25 protein-coding genes are annotated in these 23361 nt (G+C 34.5%); 19 read left to right on the top strand and 6 right to left on the bottom strand.

What is annotated here, in order from left to right:
* Positions 1–80 precede the first annotated feature (80 nt).
* From AC0UBM_RS14125 to AC0UBM_RS14070, 12 genes are all read left to right on the top strand, one after another.
* Positions 81–1187 (top strand): PQQ-dependent sugar dehydrogenase, encoded by a 1107-nt coding sequence (locus AC0UBM_RS14125; RefSeq protein ID WP_475689027.1) that lies wholly within the window; start codon positions 81–83, stop codon positions 1185–1187.
* A 34-nt stretch (positions 1188–1221) separates the two neighbouring features.
* Positions 1222–1830, top strand: coding sequence for a uridine kinase (gene udk / locus AC0UBM_RS14120; protein ID WP_414037086.1), 609 nt, complete (start codon positions 1222–1224; stop codon positions 1828–1830).
* A gap of 2 nt (positions 1831–1832) precedes the next feature.
* Positions 1833–2156: an FtsB family cell division protein gene (locus tag AC0UBM_RS14115; protein ID WP_382381957.1), complete on the top strand. Its 324-nt coding sequence runs from the start codon at positions 1833–1835 to the stop codon at positions 2154–2156.
* Positions 2149–3525, top strand: coding sequence for a methylmalonyl-CoA mutase subunit beta (locus AC0UBM_RS14110; protein WP_475689026.1), 1377 nt, complete (start codon positions 2149–2151; stop codon positions 3523–3525). The genes AC0UBM_RS14115 and AC0UBM_RS14110 overlap by 8 nt, the downstream gene beginning before the upstream one ends.
* 17 nt (positions 3526–3542) lie before the next feature.
* Positions 3543–4955: a methylmalonyl-CoA mutase family protein gene (locus tag AC0UBM_RS14105; RefSeq protein WP_475689025.1), complete on the top strand. Its 1413-nt coding sequence runs from the start codon at positions 3543–3545 to the stop codon at positions 4953–4955.
* Positions 4952–5425 carry a hypothetical protein gene (locus tag AC0UBM_RS14100; protein WP_475689024.1) on the top strand — a complete coding sequence of 158 codons (474 nt, stop codon included), beginning with the start codon at positions 4952–4954 and terminating at the stop codon, positions 5423–5425. The genes AC0UBM_RS14105 and AC0UBM_RS14100 overlap by 4 nt, the downstream gene beginning before the upstream one ends.
* Positions 5426–5619: 194 nt before the next feature.
* Positions 5620–5976, top strand: coding sequence for a DoxX family protein (locus AC0UBM_RS14095; RefSeq protein WP_475689023.1), 357 nt, complete (start codon positions 5620–5622; stop codon positions 5974–5976).
* A 290-nt stretch (positions 5977–6266) separates the two neighbouring features.
* Positions 6267–6701 carry an RrF2 family transcriptional regulator gene (locus AC0UBM_RS14090; RefSeq protein ID WP_475689022.1) on the top strand — a complete coding sequence of 145 codons (435 nt, stop codon included), beginning with the start codon at positions 6267–6269 and terminating at the stop codon, positions 6699–6701.
* A gap of 78 nt (positions 6702–6779) precedes the next feature.
* Positions 6780–9026, top strand: a complete 2247-nt coding sequence (locus AC0UBM_RS14085) for a nitric-oxide reductase large subunit (protein WP_475689021.1) — start codon at positions 6780–6782, stop codon at positions 9024–9026.
* 11 nt (positions 9027–9037) lie between these two features.
* Entirely contained in the window at positions 9038–9760 is a 723-nt protein-coding gene (gene ric / locus AC0UBM_RS14080; protein ID WP_414037093.1) for an iron-sulfur cluster repair di-iron protein, read from the top strand.
* A gap of 70 nt (positions 9761–9830) precedes the next feature.
* Positions 9831–11054, top strand: coding sequence for a hypothetical protein (locus tag AC0UBM_RS14075; protein ID WP_475689020.1), 1224 nt, complete (start codon positions 9831–9833; stop codon positions 11052–11054).
* Positions 11023–11487 (top strand): hemerythrin domain-containing protein, encoded by a 465-nt coding sequence (locus tag AC0UBM_RS14070; RefSeq protein WP_475689019.1) that lies wholly within the window; start codon positions 11023–11025, stop codon positions 11485–11487. Before AC0UBM_RS14075 ends, AC0UBM_RS14070 begins: the two co-directional genes overlap by 32 nt.
* A 147-nt stretch (positions 11488–11634) precedes the next feature.
* Here the strand turns inward: AC0UBM_RS14070 and AC0UBM_RS14065 are convergent, their stop codons facing one another.
* From AC0UBM_RS14065 to nirK, 3 genes are read right to left on the bottom strand one after another with little or no spacing between them, the layout of a single operon-like run.
* Entirely contained in the window at positions 11635–12255 is a 621-nt protein-coding gene (locus tag AC0UBM_RS14065; protein ID WP_475689018.1) for an SCO family protein, read from the bottom strand.
* An 11-nt stretch (positions 12256–12266) separates the two neighbouring features.
* On the bottom strand, positions 12267–13043 hold the full coding sequence (locus tag AC0UBM_RS14060) for a formylglycine-generating enzyme family protein (protein WP_475689017.1): 777 nt from the start codon (positions 13041–13043) through the stop codon (positions 12267–12269).
* Positions 13044–13058: 15 nt separating this feature from the next.
* The gene (gene nirK / locus AC0UBM_RS14055) at positions 13059–14528 is read right to left on the bottom strand and encodes a copper-containing nitrite reductase (RefSeq protein WP_475689016.1); all 1470 of its coding nucleotides are present in this window, start codon (positions 14526–14528) and stop codon (positions 13059–13061) included.
* 497 nt (positions 14529–15025) lie between these two features.
* On the opposite strand from nirK, the gene AC0UBM_RS14050 reads away from it, so the two are divergent.
* The 7 genes from AC0UBM_RS14050 (at position 15026) to AC0UBM_RS14020 (ending at position 20693) form a co-directional block, all read left to right on the top strand.
* Positions 15026–15790, top strand: coding sequence for a ParA family protein (locus tag AC0UBM_RS14050; protein ID WP_414037098.1), 765 nt, complete (start codon positions 15026–15028; stop codon positions 15788–15790).
* An 8-nt stretch (positions 15791–15798) separates the two neighbouring features.
* Entirely contained in the window at positions 15799–16713 is a 915-nt protein-coding gene (locus AC0UBM_RS14045; protein ID WP_414037099.1) for a ParB/RepB/Spo0J family partition protein, read from the top strand.
* Positions 16703–17362: a DUF5683 domain-containing protein gene (locus AC0UBM_RS14040; RefSeq protein WP_414037100.1), complete on the top strand. Its 660-nt coding sequence runs from the start codon at positions 16703–16705 to the stop codon at positions 17360–17362. Before AC0UBM_RS14045 ends, AC0UBM_RS14040 begins: the two co-directional genes overlap by 11 nt.
* 3 nt (positions 17363–17365) lie before the next feature.
* Positions 17366–18070 (top strand): 4-hydroxy-tetrahydrodipicolinate reductase, encoded by a 705-nt coding sequence (gene dapB / locus AC0UBM_RS14035; RefSeq protein WP_475689015.1) that lies wholly within the window; start codon positions 17366–17368, stop codon positions 18068–18070.
* 98 nt (positions 18071–18168) lie between these two features.
* A complete protein-coding gene (lepB, locus tag AC0UBM_RS14030) occupies positions 18169–19749 on the top strand; it encodes a signal peptidase I (RefSeq protein ID WP_475689014.1) in 1581 nt (526 codons plus the stop codon).
* 15 nt (positions 19750–19764) lie between these two features.
* Positions 19765–20385 carry a WbqC family protein gene (locus tag AC0UBM_RS14025; RefSeq protein ID WP_475689191.1) on the top strand — a complete coding sequence of 207 codons (621 nt, stop codon included), beginning with the start codon at positions 19765–19767 and terminating at the stop codon, positions 20383–20385.
* Positions 20385–20693 carry a DUF6122 family protein gene (locus tag AC0UBM_RS14020; protein WP_414037103.1) on the top strand — a complete coding sequence of 103 codons (309 nt, stop codon included), beginning with the start codon at positions 20385–20387 and terminating at the stop codon, positions 20691–20693. The genes AC0UBM_RS14025 and AC0UBM_RS14020 overlap by 1 nt, the downstream gene beginning before the upstream one ends.
* Here the strand turns inward: AC0UBM_RS14020 and AC0UBM_RS14015 are convergent.
* Genes AC0UBM_RS14015 through AC0UBM_RS14005 form a run of 3 tightly spaced genes read right to left on the bottom strand, consistent with a single transcriptional unit; the run spans position 20685 to position 23356 of the window.
* A complete protein-coding gene (locus AC0UBM_RS14015) occupies positions 20685–21710 on the bottom strand; it encodes an endonuclease/exonuclease/phosphatase family protein (protein ID WP_475689013.1) in 1026 nt (341 codons plus the stop codon). The genes AC0UBM_RS14020 and AC0UBM_RS14015 overlap by 9 nt on opposite strands.
* A gap of 2 nt (positions 21711–21712) precedes the next feature.
* Positions 21713–22594, bottom strand: a complete 882-nt coding sequence (locus tag AC0UBM_RS14010; protein WP_475689012.1) for a rhomboid family intramembrane serine protease — start codon at positions 22592–22594, stop codon at positions 21713–21715.
* Positions 22595–22597: 3 nt separating this feature from the next.
* Positions 22598–23356 (bottom strand): rhomboid family intramembrane serine protease, encoded by a 759-nt coding sequence (locus AC0UBM_RS14005; RefSeq protein ID WP_414037106.1) that lies wholly within the window; start codon positions 23354–23356, stop codon positions 22598–22600.
* Between the last annotated feature and the right edge of the window lie 5 nt (positions 23357–23361).

Below are 23361 nucleotides of genomic sequence, written 5' to 3'. Positions count from 1 at the left end.
CGAGGTGCAAATATACACCTTTTTATTAAAAACCAACTATTATTTTTAGTAAATTGTAACTAAATTTGAAAAAAAATAACATGACCTACATAAAACACTTATTATCAACAGTTTTACTTCTTCATTTTACGGCCTGTGCTCAAGAAAAAAAATTACCTGTAAACGATTATCCCTTCGAAACAGTAGTTTCAGACCTTAATAATCCTTGGGGATTTGTATTTCTTCCAGATCAATCTATGCTAATCACCGAGAAATCCGGAACACTAATTCATTTTAAAGATGGTAAGAAAATCAACATTTCTGGATTACCTGCAATAGAACAATTGGGACAAGGTGGCTTGTTAGATATTGCATTACACCCTAATTATAACGATAATGGTTGGATTTATTTTACCTACGCCTCTGCAGAAGGTCAAGGTTCAGGTGCCAATACAGCACTTATGCGAGCAAAAATTAGTAACAATACGCTAACTAATAAGGAACTTCTTTATAAAGCAACGCCAAACTTTAATAGTGGTAATCACTTTGGTTCTCGCATTCTTTTTGATAACAACAATTACCTCTTCTTTAGTATCGGGGAACGTGGCGAACGCGACGAAAATCCTCAAGACATTACAAAAGATGGTGGTAAAATTTACAGACTTAACGATGACGGATCGATCCCAAAAGATAATCCGTTTGTAAATTCTCCGAAGGCTAAAACAGCCATTTATTCTTACGGCCATAGAAATCCACAAGGGATGATAATCAACCCTACAACAAATAAAATTTGGGCACATGAACATGGTCCAAAAGGTGGAGATGAAATTAATATTATTTCGGCTGGAAAAAATTATGGTTGGCCATTAGTTACCTTCGGAATTAATTATTGGGGTACTTCAATTACCGATTATACCGAAAAAGAAGGCATGGAATCGCCTATCCATCACTGGACGCCATCTATTGCGCCTTCGGGCATGTGTTATGTGACTAGCGATAAATACAAGGGATGGAAAGACAATGTACTCGTTGGTTCATTAAAATTCCAATATTTAAATCGCTGTATTTTAAAAGGCAATAAAGTCGTTAAAGAAGAAAAAATACTCCAAGATATCGGACGTGTACGCTCTATTGTTCAAGGTCCTGACGGTTATATTTACGTAGGTGTAGAAAATCTTGGAATAGTTAAAATTATTCCGAAGAATTAGCCCTAAATTTGTCCATTCATAAAACACAAAATCAATGCTCATTATAGGCCTTACAGGAGGAACAGGTTGTGGAAAAACAACGGTTGTAAATCAAATTTTAAATGAACTTCCGGATGCGGAAGTAGGTATCATATCTCAAGATTCCTATTATAGTGACACCTCTCACCTATCTTACGACGAACGTAAATTAATTAATTTTGACCACCCAAAATCTATCGATTTTGATTTGTTAGTCAAACACTTAAAACAACTTAAGAAAGGAAAGCCTATCGAGCAACCCGTATATTCTTTTGTAAAGCACAACAGAACTGGCGATACTATTTTAACGCATCCTAGAAAAGTGATGATTGTGGAAGGTATTTTAATATTTACACATCCTGACATTCGTGATTTATTCGATATTAAAATATTTGTTCATGCCGATAGTGACGAACGATTAATTAGAAGATTAAAACGTGATATTGCAGAACGCGGACGGGATATGGATGAGGTTCTTAATCGTTATCTTACCACTTTAAAACCCATGCATCAACAATTTATAGAACCGATGAAAGAGTATGCAGACATTATAATTCCAAACAATAAATTTAATACAGTAGCTATAAATATAGTGCGTACTATTATTAATGAAAAACTATTATAACGTTGAAATTTTTCAATAATAAATATATAAAACCTTTTAAAAATCCCTTTGTAATTCCAGGGATTGGCTTTGCTATTTGGATGCTATTCTTCGATAGTAATTCGTATTTAATCCATAACGAATTGAATAACGATATCGACGATCTAAATAAACAAAAAGAGTATTATATCAATGAAATTACAAAGGATCGCAAGGCGTATAAAAAGTTAAATACTGAAGATGGTCTTGAAAAATTCGCACGTGAAACTTATTATTTAAAACGCGAAAAAGAGGATATTTACATTATAGAATACGAAGACAGTTTAAATATAGAATCTGATGAGTAACACCAATTTGTTTGAAGAATTTAATTCGGTATCGGCAAAAGCGTGGAAACAAAAGATTCAATTCGATTTAAACGGTGCCGACTACAATAAGACCCTTATTTGGCATTCAAACGAAGACATTAACGTTAAGCCTTTTTATAGTAAAGACGATTTAAAAGCGATTCCCTTCCACTTTAAATCTACTTCAAACACGTTTAAAATTACTCAATCCATTTATGTAAATTCTGAAGAGAAATCTAATAATTTAGCACAAATAGCACTACAAGATGGTGCAGAAGCTATAGCATTTAATATCGTAACAGAACACTGCGATTTGAGCAAATTATTGCAAAATATAGATTTGCATCTTGTACCTATTTATTTCGATTTACAATTTTGTTCTTCAAAATTTATTGAGAAACTGGATACTATGGCCTCTGAAATTAAGGCTTCGTTTTATGTAAATTTTGATATTATCGGACATCTCACTGAAGATGGAAATTGGTACAATACACTTAACTCCGATTACAGAGCATTGGAAACCGTGCTAAAAAACAGTTCTCATTTAAATGGTAGCGTAAGTGTAAATCTAGAGCTTTATCAGAACGCAGGAGCGACAATAACCCAGCAACTGGCTTACGGATTGTCACATGCCAACGAATATTTAAACCGTTTTTCGGAAATTTTTAAAACTAAAATCACATTTAAAGTAGCTACAGGTTCCAATTATTTTTTCGAAATCGCTAAGCTTCGTGCGTTACGTGTCTTATGGTATACATTAGCATCAGAATATAACGTAAATACCGAATGCCACATTATCGCTAGTCCATCCAAACGTAACAAAACCATTTACGATTGTAAAACCAATATGTTACGAACAGCTACAGAATCTATGAGTGCAATTTTAGGTGGCGCAGATAGTGTTTGCAATATGGCTTTCGATTCACTTTTTCATAAACACCACACCGCTGGAGAACAAAAAGCGAGACAGCAACTGGTAATATTAAAAAAAGAAACAGATTATACACCAATAAATAATCCCGTTAATGGTTCGTATTATATAGAAACCTTAACGCATCAATTGGCAGAAAAATCATTAGCCTTGTTTAAAGATTTAGAAGCTCAAGGCGGATTTTTAAAACTTTTAAAAGGTGGTTTAATTCAGAAAAAAATTAAAGAAAGTGCCCAAAAAGAACAAGAGCAATTTAATACTGGTGAGATAGCTTTAATCGGTACTAATTCTAATATAAATCCTGAAAGTCGAATAAAAAATCAATTAGATTTATATCCGTTTGTAAAACAAAATCCTAGAAAAACGCTAATAGAACCCATTATACCAAGGCGATTAGCCGAAACCATAGAACAACACCGATTAAAAACTGAAAAATAGTATATTCAAATTGTAACATGAGTAGAAAAGATCTACAACATATCTCGTTAAATAGTGCCGAAAATCAAGCTCAAAACTCTAGTGATGAAGCTAATTTTCAAACGGAACACCATGCTTTAATTTCAGGTGATTCTGACTCTGATTTTGAATTCGGAGCTGGAATTCCACCTTTCTTACGAGGAATTTCCTCAACCATGTATATCCGATCGCCTTGGGATATACAACAAACGGCACACCTTAATGTTGCTGAAGATTACAACGCTTTTTATAAACGTAATTTTGAAGCTGGACAACGTCACTTTGTATTGGACTTTAATTGCAATCCAGATGAGACTATTTGTGTAGAATCGCTCGATCAGTTTATATCTGTATTTAAAGATATTCCTTTAGAAGCTATTACTATTTCAATTAAAAACAATGCTAAAGGACTGGTTTATTTAGCCTTTTATATAGCAACAGCAGAAGCTCAAAATCTTAATATTAAAGACTTAAAAGGTTCTTTTATAGTTGATGCTTTAGAAGGTTTAAACCTTTTTAACACACCAAATTCTTCTAAAAACTCCATTGCAGAGATTTTAGATGAAACTAAATCACAGACACCTCTTTTTAATGGTATTTCAATTTGTAATGATACCTTGCGACATGCCTCTCCAGAAACGGAATTAGCGGTTATGCTTATTTCTGCGAATAACCTCCTGAAAAACGGAGTTGATTCCGGCTTAAAAATAGACCACATCGCTTCTCGCCTATCGTTTAATTTCGGAGTAGGAATGAATCATTTTAGTGACATTTCAAAACTGCGAGCCGCGCGATTATTATGGGCAAAAGTTGTAAAAACTTACCAGCCAAATAACGGAAATGCTCTAGCATTACATATTCATTGTAAAGCAAAACCGGTTAGCGACTCGAATTCAAATTCAGAAAATGCCGTGACTCAAGCAACTATTGGAGCGCTTACTTCTGTATTTGGTGGTACGCAAAGTTTAGAAACACAAACTGTGGTACCATCCACTTTAGAATCGGATCGTTTAGATAAAAACATACAACTGTTTTTACAAAAAGAAACTCAAATTACTAAAACTGTCGATCCTTGGGCGGGTAGTTTTTATATTGAAAAACGCACTCAGGAACTTGCAGAAAAAGCATGGTCTATTTTTGAAACTTACCAAAATTCAAACATACTTCCGGACACCGTCACATCAGAATTAATAAAAAAGGCGACTGAGCATTCAGCATTCAAAAAAACAACACCATCTACAAAGTCTACGTCAATACATCGCGATAAAAATAGTGTTGCAGATACACTTCTAAAATTAACAGAAGCTTTTAAAAAGAATGATGAAAATCGATTAACTTTAGCTATTAAAGCCGTAAAATCTAAGGCTACTTTTAGTGAGATTTGTAAGGCTGTAAACTATGTTTCGGAATGAAAAATGAGACAAATACTGGAATTACATCTATTTTAAAAGCCAAAGCACTTGCAAATACTTTTGCAGAGCAAGAAGGAAGACGACCACGCTTATTGCTTTCTAGACTCGGAGAAAACAATCACGAACGCGACACTAAAACTATTGCTGTAACGTATGCCGATTTAGGTTTCGACGTAGATCTTGGTCCGTCATTTCAAGTGGCTAAAGACATTGCCAAACAAGCAGTGGAGAACGATGTACATGTCCTGCATTTATCAGGATTAACCCGAGAAAGCATGGATCAAGTTTCAGAACTTATCTCCTCACTTTCAGATTATAAATGCGAATATATTTTGCTGGTGGTAGATGGCGCCCCACTAACTAATCAAGATTATAAAACATTAAGCGACCTAGGTGTTCATATTATTATGAAACCTGAAGATGCCATAAGTGATGTTGTTATACAAATGCTCACACTTTTAATTGAATAAGACAACTAACCTTCGTCTAAAAATATTTTATAATAACCTAACACCATAACGCATTACTATTAATTAATATGTTCTTTTGGTTAATTTAAAATCATAAGCTTAAGTATTTTCACTTTAAAATTAGAACAATGAATAATCAAACAGTTTCTACCACGCGAACTCAAACTATTTTCAGAATTATTTTAGGCTAGATTATGGTTTTAGCCGCCATAGGCCACCTCACTTTTCAGCGTGACGAGTTTCAAGCTCAAGTCCCAAATTGGATTCCCTTAGGTAAAGATTTGGTCGTGATTCTTTCTGGACTAGTCGAACTAGGTTTTGGACTCTCCATGATTTTTTGGAAAAAGCAAAGCATAATAATTGGTATCGCCTTAGCTGTATTTTACATTTTAATTTTTCCAGGAAATATTGCACAATATCTAAATGGTACCGATGCTTTTGGCCTAGATACCGATACAAAAAGATTGGTACGGCTGATTTTTCAGCCCGTTTTAGTAATTTGGGCATTATGGTCTACCGGTGCTCTAAAGTATATCAAGAACAAGTTTTAAAAATTAAAAAACACCACATTGTCGCGCAAAAACCGACTTTAAATATTAAACTACAATACGCGACATACTCCTTTCTAAACATAGCTTTTAGACTAAATACGTACGGTTAATAATTCCAGAATAAAACATTCCGAGAACATCTATAATTCTTTATCTTTAAAACAAAAAATTTAGCTAATTAACATAGCGAACCACTTAATTTTAATCAGTAAAATATAAGTAGATTTTAATTCGGATAAATTTGTCCTTATTAAAATTTGTATATATATTTGCATTATAAATATTAATTTATGTTTTCAAAAGCATGTGAATACGGCATTAGAGCTTCAATTTTTATAGCGTTAAATTCGTTAGAAGAAAGACGTGTGAGTCCGAAGGAAATAGCAAAGGAGATTAACTCGCCTGAAGCTTTTACGGCAAAAATTTTACAAGCTTTAGCCAGAAATAATGTAGTTAACTCTATTAAAGGTGCTCACGGTGGTTTTGAAATTAATAAGGATAAAATTAAAACTATAAAGCTGGCAGACATTGTAAATGCTATTGATGGCGACAATATTTATAAAGGTTGCGGACTGGGTTTACAGGAATGTAATGAGCACAAGCCCTGCCCTATGCACGATAAATTTAAATCGGTGAGAGAAGAATTAAGAGAAATGTTAGAATCTACAGACTTAGAATCTTTAGCACTTGATATAAAATTGGGAGAAACCTTTCTAAAACGATAAAAAAAAATTTACCTATAAATCGGACAATTTTATCTGATTTAAGAAAATTAATTAATTAACTATCTATTAATTTAAATTATGAATAAAGAAAAAAAACTATGGATTCTTTTTGCTGCAGTTGTAATCTTTTCGTTTAGTGTCCTAGGATACTACGGATTTGAAATCTACCAACAATCTCCTCCTATACCTAAAGCCATAGTATCGGATACCGGAGAAACCATTTTTACAGAAGCAGATATACAAGACGGACAAAATATTTGGCAAAGTATAGGTGGCCAAGAGTTAGGTTCTATTTGGGGACACGGCGCTTATGTTGCTCCAGACTGGACTGCCGATTGGTTACACAGAGAAGCGGTTTATATTCTAGATATTTATGCTAAGAACGATTTTAATAAATCCTTTGACGATATTACAGATGAACAACAGGCTGCACTAAAAATTAGATTACAAAACGATGTTCGAAAAAACACGTTTAATGCCTCGTCTAATACGATTACCATCAGCCAAAATCGTGTTGCAGCAATAAATCACTTAAGTGAATACTACAAAGGATTATTTACAAACGATCCGTCTTTCGATAAGTTAAGAGCAGATTACGCCATCCCGAAAAACACGATTAAGGATGATGCTAAAATGCAAAAAATGAATGCCTTTTTCTTTTGGGCAACTTGGGCAACAGTTACCGAACGTCCAAACAGTAACGTATCTTATACACACAACTGGCCTGCAGACGAACTTGTTGGAAATGCACCAACAATGGATTTAATGGTATGGTCTGGAGTTAGTATTATACTGTTAATTCTGTGTATTGGAATTCTTGTATTCTATCATGTAAAATCTGGTGAAGACGAAGAAATGCCGGCTCCTGCCGAAGATCCTTTACTAAAACAAGGCATGACACCAAGCATGCACTTGGTAAAAAAATACTTTTGGGTGGTTACCTTGTTAATGGTCATTCAAATGTTATTAGGAATAGTAACTGCACATTATGGTGTAGAAGGCGACGGATTCTACGGTTTTGCTTTAGATCAGATTTTACCCTATTCTGTAACACGAACTTGGCATACGCAACTAGCTATTTTCTGGATTGCTACAGCATGGTTAGCGACAGGTTTATACATTGCTCCTGCAGTGTCTGGTAAAGATCCTAAATTTCAAAAATTCGGAGTTAATTTCTTATTCTTTGCGCTACTTATTATTGTGCTTGGTTCTATGATTGGGCAATGGTTTGGCGTGATGCAAAAACTAAACTATTTAGAAAACTTCTGGTTTGGTCATCAAGGTTACGAATATGTAGACTTAGGTCGTTTCTGGCAAATATTCCTTTTCGTAGGTCTTATTTTATGGCTAGCGTTAATGGTACGACCTTTATTACCAGTCTTAAAACGTAAAACCGAAGAGAAGAACCTTATTATTATGTTCTTAATTTCGTGTACCGCTATTGCCCTATTTTACGCTTCAGGATTAATGTGGGGACAACATACAAACCTTGCAATTGCCGAATACTGGAGATGGTGGGTTGTTCACTTATGGGTTGAAGGATTCTTTGAAGTTTTCGCCACCGTAGTTATTGCATTTTTATTTGTAAGACTTGGCCTATTGAAAACTAAAACAGCGACTTTAAACGTTTTATTAGCAACCATCGTATTTATGTCCGGTGGTATTTTAGGAACCTTCCACCACTTATATTTCTCTGGAACACCAAAAGCTATTATGGCCTTAGGAGCTACATTTAGTGCTCTAGAAGTTGTACCATTAACCTTAATTGGGTACGAAGCTTATCATAATTACAAATTATCTAAAGCAACTAAATGGATTGCAGACTACAAATGGCCCATTTACTTTATGATTGCCGTTGCGTTTTGGAATTTCTTAGGCGCTGGAATATTCGGATTCATTATTAATCCGCCAATAGCACTGTATTACATTCAAGGATTAAACACCACACCATTACACGCCCACACGGCTTTATTTGGAGTATATGGTATGTTAGGAATAGGACTTATGCTGTTTGTATTACGTAGTTTATATAGAAATGTGACTTGGAATAATAAACTTATTAAAATTTCTTTCTGGTCGTTAAATATAGGTTTACTAGCTATGGCCTTATTAAGCTTAATGCCTATAGGAATATGGCAAGCTATTGAAAGTATAGAGCACGGCATGTGGTTTGCGCGTTCTTCGGAATTAATGCAAGATCCAACAATGATTGTCTTAAAATGGATGCGAGGTATAGGAGATATTATCTTCTCTGTAGGAATTGTTACCATCTGCTGGTTTGTATTCGATTTAACCCTGAAAAACAAAATAACTAAAAATAAATAAAACAAAATATTATGGAAGCTATAACACAGAAACATGTAGGAGCATTTGTTGCTGAAGACTTTAGAACTGCCGCTGTCTTTACAAAATATGGAATAGACTTTTGCTGTAGAGGAAACCGATCTTTACAAGAAGTGTGCGAGAAAAACGGAATTTTAACAAGCGACTTAGTCGATAGCTTAGAGCATGTACTTAACTCTAAAACAGACCAATCTATAGATTATAAATCCTGGCCTTTAGATTTATTAATAGATTATATCGAGAAAAAACACCACCGTTATGTAGAGGAAAAATCGCCTATAATTAAACAATTTTTAGACAAATTGTGTAAAGTTCACGGCGAAAGACATCCTGAATTATTTGAAATAAACGATCTATTTACTGCGTCTGCTGGAGAATTAGCTCAACATTTAAAGAAAGAAGAAATTATTTTATTTCCTTTTGTTAAGCGCTTATTAAAGGCTAAAGCCACCAACACACCTATTGAAGCTCCTGGTTTTGGAACAGTTAAAAACCCAATAGCAACCATGATGCAAGAACATGATAACGAAGGTGTGCGTTTCAGACAAATTGCCGAAATTACAGATAACTATACGCCACCTGCCGATGGGTGTAACACGTATAAAGTAACTTTTGCAATGCTTCAAGAATTCGAGCAAGATTTGCATTTGCATATACATTTAGAAAATAATATCCTCTTCCCTGCTGCAGAAAAATTGGAAAATGAATTCTGCTAAATACTTTATTTAATTTTTAAATTCCGGAACATTAATTTTAACAATGTTTCGGAATTTTTATTTTTATAAAATGATGTCAAAAAAACTGGTCTTAGTTTGTCTTTTTAATTTCCTAGTTGCGGCAGCAATGGGACTAACCATGCGCTTTGCATTTGTGTCTTCCATTGATTTTAACTACCGAAATTTAACCCACGCACACTCTCATGTGGCCATGTTAGGTTGGGTCTATTTAATGCTATATGTTTTTATAGTACATCATTTTACTTCTAAAAAACCAAAGGCATTTAACCGTCTATTTTGGATGACTGAAGTTGCCGTTATTGGTATGATGATTAGTTTTCCATTACAAGGTTATGCCCTATTTTCTATTACTTTTTCTACACTGCATATCTTTTGCAGTTATTACTTTGCTTATCTTATATTTAAACATCAAAATATAGCCTCCAAACCAACTCGTGTATTAATAAAAACAGCGGTTGTATTTATGTTAATTTCTACACTTGGTGTGTGGTGCCTAGGGCCTGCAGTGGGATTATTAGGACAAGCCTCTGCCTTCTACCAAATCGCTATTCAATTCTTTTTACATTTTCAATTTAATGGCTGGTTTTTAATAGGCTTATTAGGATTGTTTTTTCATTTTTTCAAGATACAAGACCATAAAATATTTAAGCCTTTTTATATCAGTTTGGTAATTTCTACAGTAACAACTTTAGCATTACCTGTACATTGGTTTGCTCCTTCACCCATTTTAACTTGGATAAATGGATTTGGTATTCTTTCCCAGATTTTATGTTTTATACTTTTTATTAAACTAACTAAAACATTTATACAAAAGCATTTAAAATCGGTTAGCAAGGAAGCCAAATACCTATACCATTTCGCACTAATGTCTTTTGCTATTAAAATACTTTTTCAAAGCGCATCGCTTTTTCCTTACATTGGCGAGATCGTAAAACAAAATCATAATTTTGTAATTGGCTTTATTCATTTAACCATGCTAGGCGTGGTTTCAGGATTCTTATTTGCTTATATTGTACAATCTAAACTAAGCTACAGAACATTCCTTTTTAATTATGGGATTTACAGCTTTATTTTAGGATTTTTAGGCACAGAATTCGTGTTGTTCTTTCAAGGCTTACGCTTTGTGTTTGGCATAGGGCTAATTCCCAATTATTATCTTGTACTATTTATACTAAGTTCTTTTCTAGTCATAGGAATATCCTTTATCTTTATAGGTATATCAACCTCAAAAACAAACTATTATGACAGCAAACAAACCACTAAAGCGCCATAAATCTTTACAGCCTCTAAGCAGAGATCACCATCACGGATTATTATTAGCTTGGAAAATTAGAACAGGATTTAAAAAAGAAGTTGAAATTGAACGCATAAAAGTATATACCGATTGGTTCTATACAACACATTTAGTACCGCATTTTAAAATGGAAGAGGCTCATGTATTCTCTATCTTACCTGAAGATCACCCCTTAAGAATGCAAGCCATAGACGAACATAAACAAATTGATGCATTGGCTAGTACCATGACTCATTTAGAAAATACTTTAGTGAAGCTGGCAGACGTTTTAGAAGGACATATACGTTTTGAAGAACGCGTGCTATTCCCAGAAATTCAAAGTGTTGCTACTGCTAAAGAGATGGAACATATAGATGAAATACATTACGAACAGAATCTTGAAGAAAACACTATAGATGAATTCTGGAAGTAACGACATACATACTAGTAGTGAAACAGAGACACTAATAAAATTAAATATATAATAAATAAAACATAGTTTAGTTAGAGACTATTTAAAAAGCAAAATCCCCCTAAAATATAAATTCTAGAGGGGATTTTTTAATTAAGGATTATATACTTATTGCATTTCGCTAACCGCTTTTTCTATATTTTGTATAGTTTCATCTGAGTTTACACCCAATCCTTCTTGTTGAAACACCAATTCTCCTTCCTCATTAAACACACTAATAATATTAGAGTGAGAGAAATCCATAGGGGAAATTTCTTTATACTTTACCGCTAAAACCGCAGCAAATTCTCTAGTATTTTGTTCTGTAGAGCGCAAAAATAGCCATGGTTCTTCATCCATAAAATTTTCCTTCGCAAATTCTTTCAAACGTTCCGGCGTATCTGTTTCCGGATCGATACTTACAAATATCATTTTTACTTTGCCTTTTGTATTCTCTGGTAATCGTTTTTCGATATTTCGCATATCGGCAACCAATCTCGGACATGCCGCCTTACAAGTTGTATAAATCATGACCATAACCAATACATCTCCCTTTAAATCTTTAAGCTGAATATCTTCAGCATTTTGATTGGTCCACGTAGAAGGTAAATTATATATAGACATGTCCGAAATGACATCTGATTTCTCTACTTTTTGAGCAGTCTCGGTTACCGCTTCTGCATTAGTATTATTTTTGCAAGACACTATTGCAAACACAAGTAAACCACAAATTAAAAGTACTTTTTTCATAATTATTTATTTTAAGGTAAAGGCACGTCTTTAACACATCTAAAACCTAAATTTTTAATACTATATCGCGCTGTAATACTACCTCTAAAAGCATAACGCATAAAGGCCGCATAGTTCATTAAATCGGTAGCTCCAACAGCAGCGCTTCCGCAAAATAAATTAGAATCTTTATCGACATCTTTACGAGACTCTCCAGTAATTAGAATAGAGTTAAAATCTGATGTCCACTCCCAAACCAATCCATGCAAATCTGATACGCCCCAATAATTCTCAGGATTTCGTCCTACTTCATAAGTATTGGTGCGCGGTGCTTCGTACCAAGATAAAATCTTCTGATTATAAGATTCTTTTACACGAGCATCTGCTAACTCTTCATCCGCCATGGCGGCATATTCCCACTCATCTACTGTTGGTAATCGCTTACCCTGACATTCGCAATATTTACTCGCCGCAAACCACGAAATATAAGTAATGGGGCTTTTAGGCTTTTCAGAATCATTTAAAGTAGTATCATTCTTCCAGTTTCTTAAATAGGTCGCATCTACAAACAATTTTTTAGCTTTAGATTTTTTCCATTCTGGAAATTTTTTCACAAAATCTACATATTGCTCATTCGTAACAGGAAGTTTATCCATATAAAAATGATCTACCTTCACTAATGAAGAATCGCGACCATAAAGGGGAATATAACGTCCCCCTTTAATTAAGACCATATCCGATGTTTGCGCAAGTATTATAGTTTGCACGAGAAATGCCATACAAAACAATATAGATGTTCTTTTTAGCATAATTTTCCTTTTTAATTATTTCTGATTACGAACCTTATTAACCATTTCGGTAGTCACCACTTTTTTAGAATTCCCCCAGCTATTATACACATAGGTTAACACGTTTGCTATCTCACTAGGCGATAAACTTTGTCTAGTCATTACGCTATTATATGTTTCGCCGTTTACAGTAATTTCTCCTGTTAATCCGTGAAGTACAACCCCTATTGCGCGTTCCACATCTGCATTTAAATAATCTGAATTCGCTAACGGAGGGAATGCTCCTGGTATACCTTGACCTTCTGCTTGGTGACATGCAAAACAGGTTTGCATATAAGCTTGTTTACCACGCTCAAGTTGTTCGCTTAAAGATTCTACAGGTGTTTCCTCTACCACCTCATTATTGTCAGGCATAGACTGTATACCTCCACCTTCAGGTAGATAAATATCGTCTCTTAATTCTCCAGAATAAATTTTCTTATCCTCTTCTCCTTCTACTTTAAGCATCCCTAAGGCTCCTTTATTAAAGGCTCTAAAAATAGAGTGATCTACCATAATAAATGTTCCAGGCACATCTACTTTAAATTCTACTATGGCCGCTCCTCCCGCTGGGATTAAAGTGGTTTGAACATTGTCATTAATTAGGTCACCGCCTTCAACATGAACACGATCAAATATTTCTCCAATAACATGGAAAGACGATACTAAATTAGGTCCACCGTTACCCACAAACAATCTAACGGTTTCACCAACATTAGCAGTAATTGCATTATCTCCAGTTAACGCCCCCACTTTACCGTTAAATACAACGTAGTCGGCTCTTTCGTCTATAGCTTTTTGCATATCGAATGGTTGTAAGCCACGATCGCCATGTGCACCTTTAGTATAGAAATCGCCTTGCATTAAGTAATATTCTTTATCTACTGGAGCTAAACCACCTTCAGGTTCTACTAATATAAGACCATACATTCCATTAGCAATATGCATTCCTACAGGTGCCGTAGCACAGTGGTATACATATAATCCTGGATTTAATACTTTAAAGGAAAACACTTTTTCGTGTCCTGGTGCTACAAACGAAGATTCTGCACCTCCACCTGGACCGTTTACCGCATGTAAATCGATATTGTGAGGTAATTTATTATCTGGATGATTCTTTAAATGAAATTCGACTTCGTCTCCAACACGTGTTCTAATAAAACTTCCTGGTACCGATCCTCCAAACGTCCAGTACACATAGCTTACACCATTTGTCATTTCGCCTTCCTCTTCAAGGATTTCCATATCTACGATAAGCTTTTTAGCTTTACGAGCACCTACTGGAGTTGGTACGTGAGGCGGAGCAGTTAGTTCTGCAATCATGGTTTGACTCACACTAATATTTGCATTATCCTTTGGTTTCTGTTTTTCTTCTTTTGAACAAGAGGCTAAAATTACACAAGCCAAAACCATTACGGCCTGTCTCCAATTAAAGCGTTGTTTTAAAACATTTAAGTTCGTTTTCATAGGTCTAAATTTTGATTGGTTATTTTCCTTTTTCAACATAAAAGACAAATTTGTCTTTTATTGTATCAAAAATAATATTTATTGCAAATACTAAATATGATAATTGTCATCTTATAAATAAATGAAGCTTTATTTGTCTGTATCTTAATAAATCATCAATTCAATCCAGCTATTTTATAAAAATAGTCAAATTATGCGCATTGTCTAATTCTATCGTCTAAATGAATTCTATTTATAAAAAGTTATATAACATAAGGTGTATAGTACTCCAAAAAAACAAATAATTCATCTTCCAATCGTCTTGTATATAGTTGATAATATGTGTTCGAAAAGTCGTTTAAAAATTTAGTGATCGTTACTTATATTATTACCAACTGATTATTAACTATAAAGTGGTCTAGATTCAAAAAGAAAAGGCACTTAACATTTGTTAACAAGTAACATTTTTAAAACTCATAAATAGTTGTATTTTTACATCTCATAAATTCAAACTATTAATGGGTAAAATCATTGCAATTGCAAATCAAAAAGGAGGTGTTGGAAAAACAACCACTTCTATAAATTTAGCAGCCTCTTTAGGGGTGCTTGAAAAGAAAGTATTGCTGATTGATGCCGATCCTCAAGCCAATGCCACTTCGGGATTAGGCATAGACATAGAAACCGTGGAAATTGGCACATACCAGTTATTAGAACATACTAATACCGCTAAAGAAGCCATTCTGGAAACAGAAACTCCTAATTTAGATATTATTGCTTCCCACATAGACTTGGTCGCGATTGAAATTGAACTTGTCGATAAGGACGATAGAGAATATATGCTGAAACGTGCTTTAGCAGAAGTTAAAGACGAATACGATTTTATTATTATTGATTGCGCACCATCTTTGGGCTTATTAACGTTAAATGCGTTAACAGCTGCAGATGCCGTAATTATTCCTATACAGTGCGAATATTTTGCGCTTGAAGGTTTGGGAAAATTATTAAACACTGTAAAAAGTGTTCAAAAAATACACAATCCCGATTTAGATATAGAAGGGCTTTTATTAACCATGTACGATTCTCGCTTAAGACTTTCTAACCAAGTGGTAGAAGAAGTTCAAAAGCATTTTAACGATATGGTTTTTAAAACAATTATACAGCGAAATGTACGCTTAAGTGAAGCTCCAAGTTTTGGAGAAAGCATTATTAATTTTGATGCAAGCAGTAGAGGTGCTATTAACTATTTAAGTTTAGCCAAAGAAGTAATTAATAAAAACGCTTAGAAAAAACTATGGCGAAAGCAGTTAGAAAACAAGCATTAGGAAGAGGATTATCTGCATTATTAAAGGATCCGAGTAACGATATTAACTCGGTGCAGGATAAAAATGCGGATAAAGTTATAGGTAATATCGTAGAGCTAGAATTAAGTACCATTGAAATGAATCCATTTCAGCCTCGTACTAATTTTAACGAAGAATCACTGCGCGAATTAGCCTCATCTATTAAAGAATTGGGTGTTATTCAGCCCATAACAGTTCGTAAATTAGATTTTAACACGTATCAATTAGTATCTGGAGAGCGCCGTATGCGAGCTTCGGAATCTTTAGGTTTAAAAACTATACCGGCTTACATTCGTATTGCCAACGATCAGGAATCTTTAGAAATGGCCTTGGTTGAAAACATTCAACGTCAAGACTTAGACCCTATAGAAATTGCTTTATCGTATCAACGTTTAATCGATGAGATTAATCTAACGCAAGAACAAATGAGTGAACGTGTTGGTAAAAAACGTTCTACCATTGCTAATTACTTACGCCTTTTAAAATTAGACCCAATTATTCAAACAGGAATGCGCGACGGCTTTATTTCTATGGGACACGGCCGTGCTATCATAAATATTGAAGATCAAAGTACGCAACTCGATATTTATACGCGTATTTTACAACATAAACTATCGGTTAGAGATACCGAAACTTTGGTTCGCGATTATAACGAAACCAAAGCCCTAGGAGATCAAAAACCTGAAAGTAAACCAACACCGGAAACACCTGTATTTGTTAAGAAAAGTATTCAAGACTTCTCAGATTATTTCGGACATAAAATAGATATTAAAGTCGCTAAAAATGGTAAAGGAAAAATCACTATTCCTTTTCATTCTGAAGAAGACTTTAATCGTATAAAAAAACTTGTACAGAGTGCAAAGTAAATTTTTAATACCTACCCTACTCTCTTTTTTTTTCTGCTTAAATAGCCTTGCACAAGAAAACAATAAAGAAACAACTGCAGCAACCAATAAAACTGCAGACACCTTGGTTGTGGACTCGTCGGAGATTGTTGTCGCCACAGTAGACACGCTTAAAGTTAACGATTCACTTGCTATTAAAGAACCGGTTATAGAATCTCGTTTTATAGATCCGTTAGCGCCAGCACGTGCCGCTTTTTATTCGGCTATACTTCCTGGTCTAGGACAAGCCTACAATAAAAAGTATTGGAAAATTCCAATTGTTTATGCGGCGATAGGTACAGGAATCTATTTTTATATTGACAACAATAACGCTTATAACCGCTATCGCGATGCTTACAAACGTAGATTAGCAGGTTTTACAGACGATGAATACTACGGGCGTGTGTCTGATGACGGATTAATAAACGCTCAAGAACAATTACGAAGTAACAAAGAAATGTCCTTGCTAATTACCATTGGTTTATATGTATTAAACATAGTAGATGCCAATGTAGATGCGCATTTATTACAATTTAATATAGACGATAATTTATCGTTAGCACCACAATTTAATTACAACGAGATGCAAGGCACCACAAATCTCGAACTTTCCCTTAACTTTAAATTTTAAAACATGAAGATTGCATTACTTGGATACGGTAAAATGGGTAAAACCATAGAACAAATTGCCCTTAAACGTGGTCACGAGATCGTAATTAAAGCGAGTATAGAAAATCCTGAATACGACATTACCAAAGCCGATATCGCAATAGATTTTAGTATGCCAAGTGCTGCCGTAGGCAATATCTCTAATTGTTTTAATAACGGAGTCCCAGTTATTTCAGGAACTACAGGTTGGTTGGAAGATTACGATAAGATTACGGCACTTTGCAAAGAAAAACAAGGTGGTTTTATCTATGCTTCAAATTTTAGTTTAGGTGTAAATATCTTTTTTGAATTAAATAAAACACTGGCGAAAATGATGAGCAACCTAGATCAGTATAATATATCTATGGAAGAAGTACATCATACTCAAAAATTAGATGAGCCTAGCGGAACAGCTATTTCTCTAGCAAACGATATTATTTCTGAACATAATAGTTATGCAAAATGGGCTCTAAATACGCCAGAAACTAACACCATTCCTATTGTTGCTAAACGTATACCAGAAGTTCCTGGAACACACGTGGTAACTTACAATAGTAATGTAGACTCCATAACCATCGAGCATAAAGCGCATAACAGAGAAGGTTTTGCCCTTGGCGCTGTAGTGGCAGCAGAATGGTTACATGGAAAAACAGGTGTTTTCAGCATGAAAGATGTGTTAAATATTGGTTAATAGCTTAAATTGCTGTTACATTATTAACATAATGCACACGTATTAAAATATTAAGATAAAATCTTGTCGGGAAGACACTAAGCAATTCAAAGTAGATTATGACACTAACTCAACTTTTCATTTTTTTTATAATTATCCAAATCTTACACGGATTAGCAACTTGGAAACTTTATACAAAAGCAGGTAGACAAGCATGGGAAGCCTTTATTCCGGTGTACAACGCTATCGTTTTAATGAAAATTATTAACAGACCTTGGTGGTGGACTATTTTACTCTTTTTACCTATTGTAAATTTAATTATGTTTCCTGTAGTTTGGGTAGAAACCGCGCGAAGCTTCGGTAAACATTCGACTACAGATACCGTATTAGCTATTGTGTCTCTTGGCTTTTACAATTTCTATTTAAATTACGTTGCAGATGTAACATATGTTAAAGACCGTAGCTTAGAGCCTAGAACAAGTGCTGGAGATTGGATTAGCTCAATCCTATTTGCTATAGTCGCAGCAACGATTGTACACACCTATATTATTCAGCCATTTACTATTCCAACATCGTCTTTAGAAAAAACATTACTTATTGGCGATTTCCTTTTTGTGAGTAAATTAAATTACGGTCCACGTATTCCACAAACAACTTTGGCTTTGCCTATGGTGCACGATTCCATTCCGAAGACCAAATTAAAATCGTATGTAGCAGACGATAATTTAAAAACAAAAGCAGACTCTTGGAAAAATAAAACTTTATTACCTTATTTAAGACTTCCAGGTTTTCAAGATATAAAGCGTAACGATATTGTAGTATTTAACTGGCCAGTAGATACTGTGACCGACTTTTTTAGTACGCCAGACCGTAACCATTGGAAACCGGTAGATAAAAAATCTAATTATGTAAAACGTTGTGTTGGTTTACCTGGAGATTCTCTTGAGGTTAGAGATGGACGCGTATTTATTGACGGGAAGCAAAACGAATTACCAGACCGCGCAAAGCTACAATTTAGTTATTTGGTACAACCTAAAACCCATCAGTTTAATGCTAAAGATTTAGCAGATCGATATGGTATTACCGACCGTTTTGGAATTATTAACGACAAAAACACCTATATGTTTATGTCGATTACAGACGAAGCTGCAGAAAAATTTAAAAATCATCCTAACGTAGAAAGCATTACACCTATTAAAGAAGAAAAAGGAGTTAGAGATGCTAGAATTTTCCCTCAAAATCCAAATTATAACTGGAATAACGATTTCTTCGGACCTTTATATATTCCTGAAGCAGGAAAAACTATCGCTTTAAATGTAGATGTGTTACCGCTTTATAAACGCGTTATTTCGGAATACGAAGGCAATACATTACAGGTTAAAGGCAATCAAATTCTTATTAATGGCGTGGTATCCGACACCTATACTTTTAAACAAGATTACTATTGGATGATGGGAGATAACAGACATAACTCGCAGGATGCTAGAGCTTGGGGATTTGTGCCTTTTGATCACGTTGTTGGTAAACCTGTATTTATTTGGATGAGTTGGGATCAATACGGAAAACCACGTTGGGACCGTTTCTTTACAACTGTTGGCGGTAGTGGAGAACCAGTATCATACTTAATTCCTTCTTTAATTTTAATTGCAGGATTATTTGGTTACAATACCTATAGAAAACGTAAAAAAGCAAACGCTTAATCCGATGGTATGAGTTTGAATAGCCTTTTACATCCCACATATTTCCCCGATATTGCACAGATGTCTGCTATAGCGCAGTCCGATGTTGTGACCTTCGAAATGGATGATAATTTTGCCAAACAAACCTATAGAACAAGAACCTATATTTATGCCGCAAACGGAAAATTACTACTCAATATTCCCGTGGTGTATACTCAGAAAAATAGACAGAAATATCGAGATGTAAAAATTTCGAACACCGATAATTGGCAGAGTTTACATTGGAAATCTTTACTTTCTGCCTATAAAACCTCTCCTTTTTTTGAATATTACGAAGATGATTTACGTCCGTTGTTTAAAACTAAAGCAGACTTTATTTTAGATTTTAATTTGAAGTGTTTCGAGACTATTTCAGAATGTCTTCAATTAGAAAAACCAATTCGCAAAACGGAAGCGTTTAAACATAACATTGTTGATGCTTCGGACTTAAGGTTTTTGGTTAATCCGAAATCAGATGTCAATTTTCAGAACGAAAAATACACCCAAGTGTTCGACGACAAACATGGCTTTATAAACAACTTAAGTATTTTAGATTTACTGTTTAATGAAGGGCCAAATGCCTTAGACTATTTAGAAAGTCAAGATTTAACTTTATAATGTTACAGCCTGTTATACATTATGGTATTCATTTTTTAGGGCCATTAGTTATCGCCTTATGGTTTTACAAACCGCGTTGGAAATATGCCTATTTAATAATGATTTGTGGCATGCTAATCGATTTAGATCATTTGTTAGCCACACCCATATTTAGTCCAGGTCGATGCAGTATAAATTACCACCCACTTCACTCCTATTGGGCCATTGCTGTGTATATTCTGTTATTACTCCCAAGGAAAACGCGACTTATAGGCTTAGGACTAGTTATTCATATTATAGCCGACACTGTAGATTGTAGTTTAATGTAAACTCACTTTTGTCATAATCGGATAGTGATCCGAATACTCTTCTTTAAACGTTTTAAAGCCATTTATTTTAAAATTCTCATCCGCGAAAATAAAATCAATACGCACTGGGAAAAACTTAAAATTAAACGTTTTACCAAAGCCAGAACCGGCTTCTCTAAATGTGTCGTTTAAATCGCCTTTAATCATACGATAAACATACGAGCTCGCGGTATTATTTAAATCGCCCGTAATAATCATCTTATAAGGAGATTTGCTTTTGTGCTCGAGAAACAGTTCGGTTTGGTCCTGTTGTACCGCGAAAGATTTCCCAATACTTTTAAATAAACGTTCGGAATCTTGCTTTTTTAAGGCCTCGACTTCGGTATTTATTTTAAGAGATTGTAAATGAATATTATAAATTCGGATGGTGTCTTTTTCTTTAACCACATCTACATAAATAGCATTGTTTGTGGTGTTTGGAAACCGTATAGACCCTTTATTTACAATCGGAAATTTTGAATAAATAGCTTGTCCCAATTGCTTTTTTTCTCCTGCCAATTGTATGTAATTAAATTTATAAGAGGAGAAATCAGCGCTTTTGTTATTCGGATGATATTCTTGGAGACATAATATATCAGGTTGTTGTTCCTTTACAAATTTGGAAATTTCTAAAGCTGTATCGGTATCCGGAATCCATTGATAAATATTAAAAAGCCTCACATTATAACTCATAATGGAGAGATTCGCTTCATTATCTATAGCTGTAGCACTTGAAAATCGATAAAGAGATCCTGAATAAAAATACCCAATAAGCACCACAGTTATAGACAGTACCATCTGTAGTTTTATTTTAAGCAACCAATATAAAGCGAATGCTACATTTGCAATAATTAGAAAGGGAACCGTTAGACTTAAAACCGATAATATTGAGAAGTTTTTAGGCGGAAAGAAAGGTAAAATATAAGATAAAAGTAATAGAGTCGCAAAAACTGAATTGATTAGAAAGATGAATTTATCAATACCATTAAGCTTCCTCATCCTTATTTTCCTGCTTTAAATAAAAAAGCCTTTTCCTCTTTTGTTAAACTATCGTAACCGCTTTTACTAATCTTATCTAAGATTAGATCGATACGTTTTTGCTTGTTAAAAGCCTCGAATTCATCCTTTTTAAACCCTGCCATATCTTTATTTTGGCGTTGCTTATGCACCGTTTTTAGAGGCGACTTTTTTGTTTTAGAAAACCAACCACTAACCTGGTCTGCCAGAGCCTCGAAACCTTTTCCAATATCGTTTCCTTTTTTGTATTGTATCGCGTAGAAATAGCCTAAAAGCGCCCCTCCAATATGAGCTAAGTTACCACCCGCATTAGGACCTGCTAACCCCAAAACATCCATTCCAACTATAGCCGCTCCCACAATCCATAACTTAATATTAAAGGTAAAAAAGCGTAAATTCATTTGCGGCGTATACGCACACATAAAAATTAATAAGGCGCGAACGGCCGCCGAAGCGCCCACCAATCGCCCACCTGTAGTAAATACATTAGGAAGTAAATTGTAACCCAATATAAATACAATAGCACCGCCTATGGCTCCTAGAAAATATACATTTATAGCTAGTTTTTTGCTAAATATAGTTAAGAACCATTGTCCTATAAAATACAACCATAACATATTAAACAGCATATGTATAAAATCGTAATGCACAAATGCATAGGTAATAAACGTCCACGGCTTTACTAAAAGTTCGGATAATTGACTAGGCAGTTCGAACCATTGCAGACTGGAATGCGATGGCAATGTAGACGTTACAGCTTGTAGTATAAAGCCAATAAAAAAGACAACAACGTTAATTGCTATTATCTTTTCTAACACATTTAAATGCGTTAATTTTTGTTTAATATCGTTATTGAGTGTATTCATATATTAATCCCAACGATTTTTGTTGAATTGTGTTTTTTTCCAATACCACATAATTAAAAACCCTGTTAAAGCACCTCCAATATGTGCTACATAAGCCGTGTTACTCGGACTGAAAAAAGATTGACCCGTAACCGCCGAAATAAAATCTAAGGCGATAATTCCAGGAATAAAGTATTTGGCTTTTATAGGTATTGGTAAAAAGATCATCATTAATTTAGACTCTGGATACAACATACCAAAAGCAACTAGTACGCCCATTATGGCTCCAGAAGCTCCTACCATAGTCCCATTAAACACACTAACAAATTTCCCTAATTGATCGGGATCTAAAACTTGAGTCCAACGGGAATCGTACATCGCATATCCTGAACGTAAGGTCTCTAAGGTTTCGGTTGGTGCAAATCCTGCACCTGTTAACGCCGACATTCCGGAGGAGTATTGATAATAATAATATCCTAACATTAAAAGCGCAGCTCCTAAACCTGAAGAGATATAGAAAAACAGAAACTTTTTTGTTCCAAATTGTTGTTCTACCGGAGATCCAAACATCCAAAGGGCTAGCATATTAAAACCAATATGCATAAAACCCCCATGCATAAACATATGCGTTAGAATTTGCCAAGGCTGGAAGGCTTCGTTTTTTGGAAAATGTAAGGCAAACCAATCATAAAACAAGGTGCCACCACCAACGGCCATAGTCCCAATAAACATAATAACGTTTATGATTATAAGGTGTTTAACTGTTTCGGTTACTCTATTCATAATAT

It is taken from the genome of Formosa sp. F44 (assembly GCF_056238645.1).
Note: the sequence above shows the minus strand (reverse complement) of the source record. Positions and strands in the feature narration are given on the sequence as shown.

Coding starts and splice junctions, on each gene's coding strand:
- AC0UBM_RS14125 (WP_475689027.1), top strand. CDS start 81: ATGACCTACATAAAACACTTATTATCAACAGTTTTACTTCTTCATTTT.
- udk (WP_414037086.1), top strand. CDS start 1,222: ATGCTCATTATAGGCCTTACAGGAGGAACAGGTTGTGGAAAAACAACG.
- AC0UBM_RS14110 (WP_475689026.1), top strand. CDS start 2,149: ATGAGTAACACCAATTTGTTTGAAGAATTTAATTCGGTATCGGCAAAA.
- AC0UBM_RS14105 (WP_475689025.1), top strand. CDS start 3,543: ATGAGTAGAAAAGATCTACAACATATCTCGTTAAATAGTGCCGAAAAT.
- AC0UBM_RS14100 (WP_475689024.1), top strand. CDS start 4,952: ATGAAAAATGAGACAAATACTGGAATTACATCTATTTTAAAAGCCAAA.
- AC0UBM_RS14095 (WP_475689023.1), top strand. CDS start 5,620: ATGGTTTTAGCCGCCATAGGCCACCTCACTTTTCAGCGTGACGAGTTT.
- AC0UBM_RS14090 (WP_475689022.1), top strand. CDS start 6,267: ATGTTTTCAAAAGCATGTGAATACGGCATTAGAGCTTCAATTTTTATA.
- AC0UBM_RS14085 (WP_475689021.1), top strand. CDS start 6,780: ATGAATAAAGAAAAAAAACTATGGATTCTTTTTGCTGCAGTTGTAATC.
- ric (WP_414037093.1), top strand. CDS start 9,038: ATGGAAGCTATAACACAGAAACATGTAGGAGCATTTGTTGCTGAAGAC.
- AC0UBM_RS14075 (WP_475689020.1), top strand. CDS start 9,831: ATGATGTCAAAAAAACTGGTCTTAGTTTGTCTTTTTAATTTCCTAGTT.
- AC0UBM_RS14070 (WP_475689019.1), top strand. CDS start 11,023: ATGACAGCAAACAAACCACTAAAGCGCCATAAATCTTTACAGCCTCTA.
- AC0UBM_RS14065 (WP_475689018.1), bottom strand. CDS start 12,255: ATGAAAAAAGTACTTTTAATTTGTGGTTTACTTGTGTTTGCAATAGTG.
- AC0UBM_RS14060 (WP_475689017.1), bottom strand. CDS start 13,043: ATGCTAAAAAGAACATCTATATTGTTTTGTATGGCATTTCTCGTGCAA.
- nirK (WP_475689016.1), bottom strand. CDS start 14,528: ATGAAAACGAACTTAAATGTTTTAAAACAACGCTTTAATTGGAGACAG.
- AC0UBM_RS14050 (WP_414037098.1), top strand. CDS start 15,026: ATGGGTAAAATCATTGCAATTGCAAATCAAAAAGGAGGTGTTGGAAAA.
- AC0UBM_RS14045 (WP_414037099.1), top strand. CDS start 15,799: ATGGCGAAAGCAGTTAGAAAACAAGCATTAGGAAGAGGATTATCTGCA.
- dapB (WP_475689015.1), top strand. CDS start 17,366: ATGAAGATTGCATTACTTGGATACGGTAAAATGGGTAAAACCATAGAA.
- lepB (WP_475689014.1), top strand. CDS start 18,169: ATGACACTAACTCAACTTTTCATTTTTTTTATAATTATCCAAATCTTA.
- AC0UBM_RS14020 (WP_414037103.1), top strand. CDS start 20,385: ATGTTACAGCCTGTTATACATTATGGTATTCATTTTTTAGGGCCATTA.
- AC0UBM_RS14015 (WP_475689013.1), bottom strand. CDS start 21,710: ATGAGGAAGCTTAATGGTATTGATAAATTCATCTTTCTAATCAATTCA.
- AC0UBM_RS14010 (WP_475689012.1), bottom strand. CDS start 22,594: ATGAATACACTCAATAACGATATTAAACAAAAATTAACGCATTTAAAT.
- AC0UBM_RS14005 (WP_414037106.1), bottom strand. CDS start 23,356: ATGAATAGAGTAACCGAAACAGTTAAACACCTTATAATCATAAACGTT.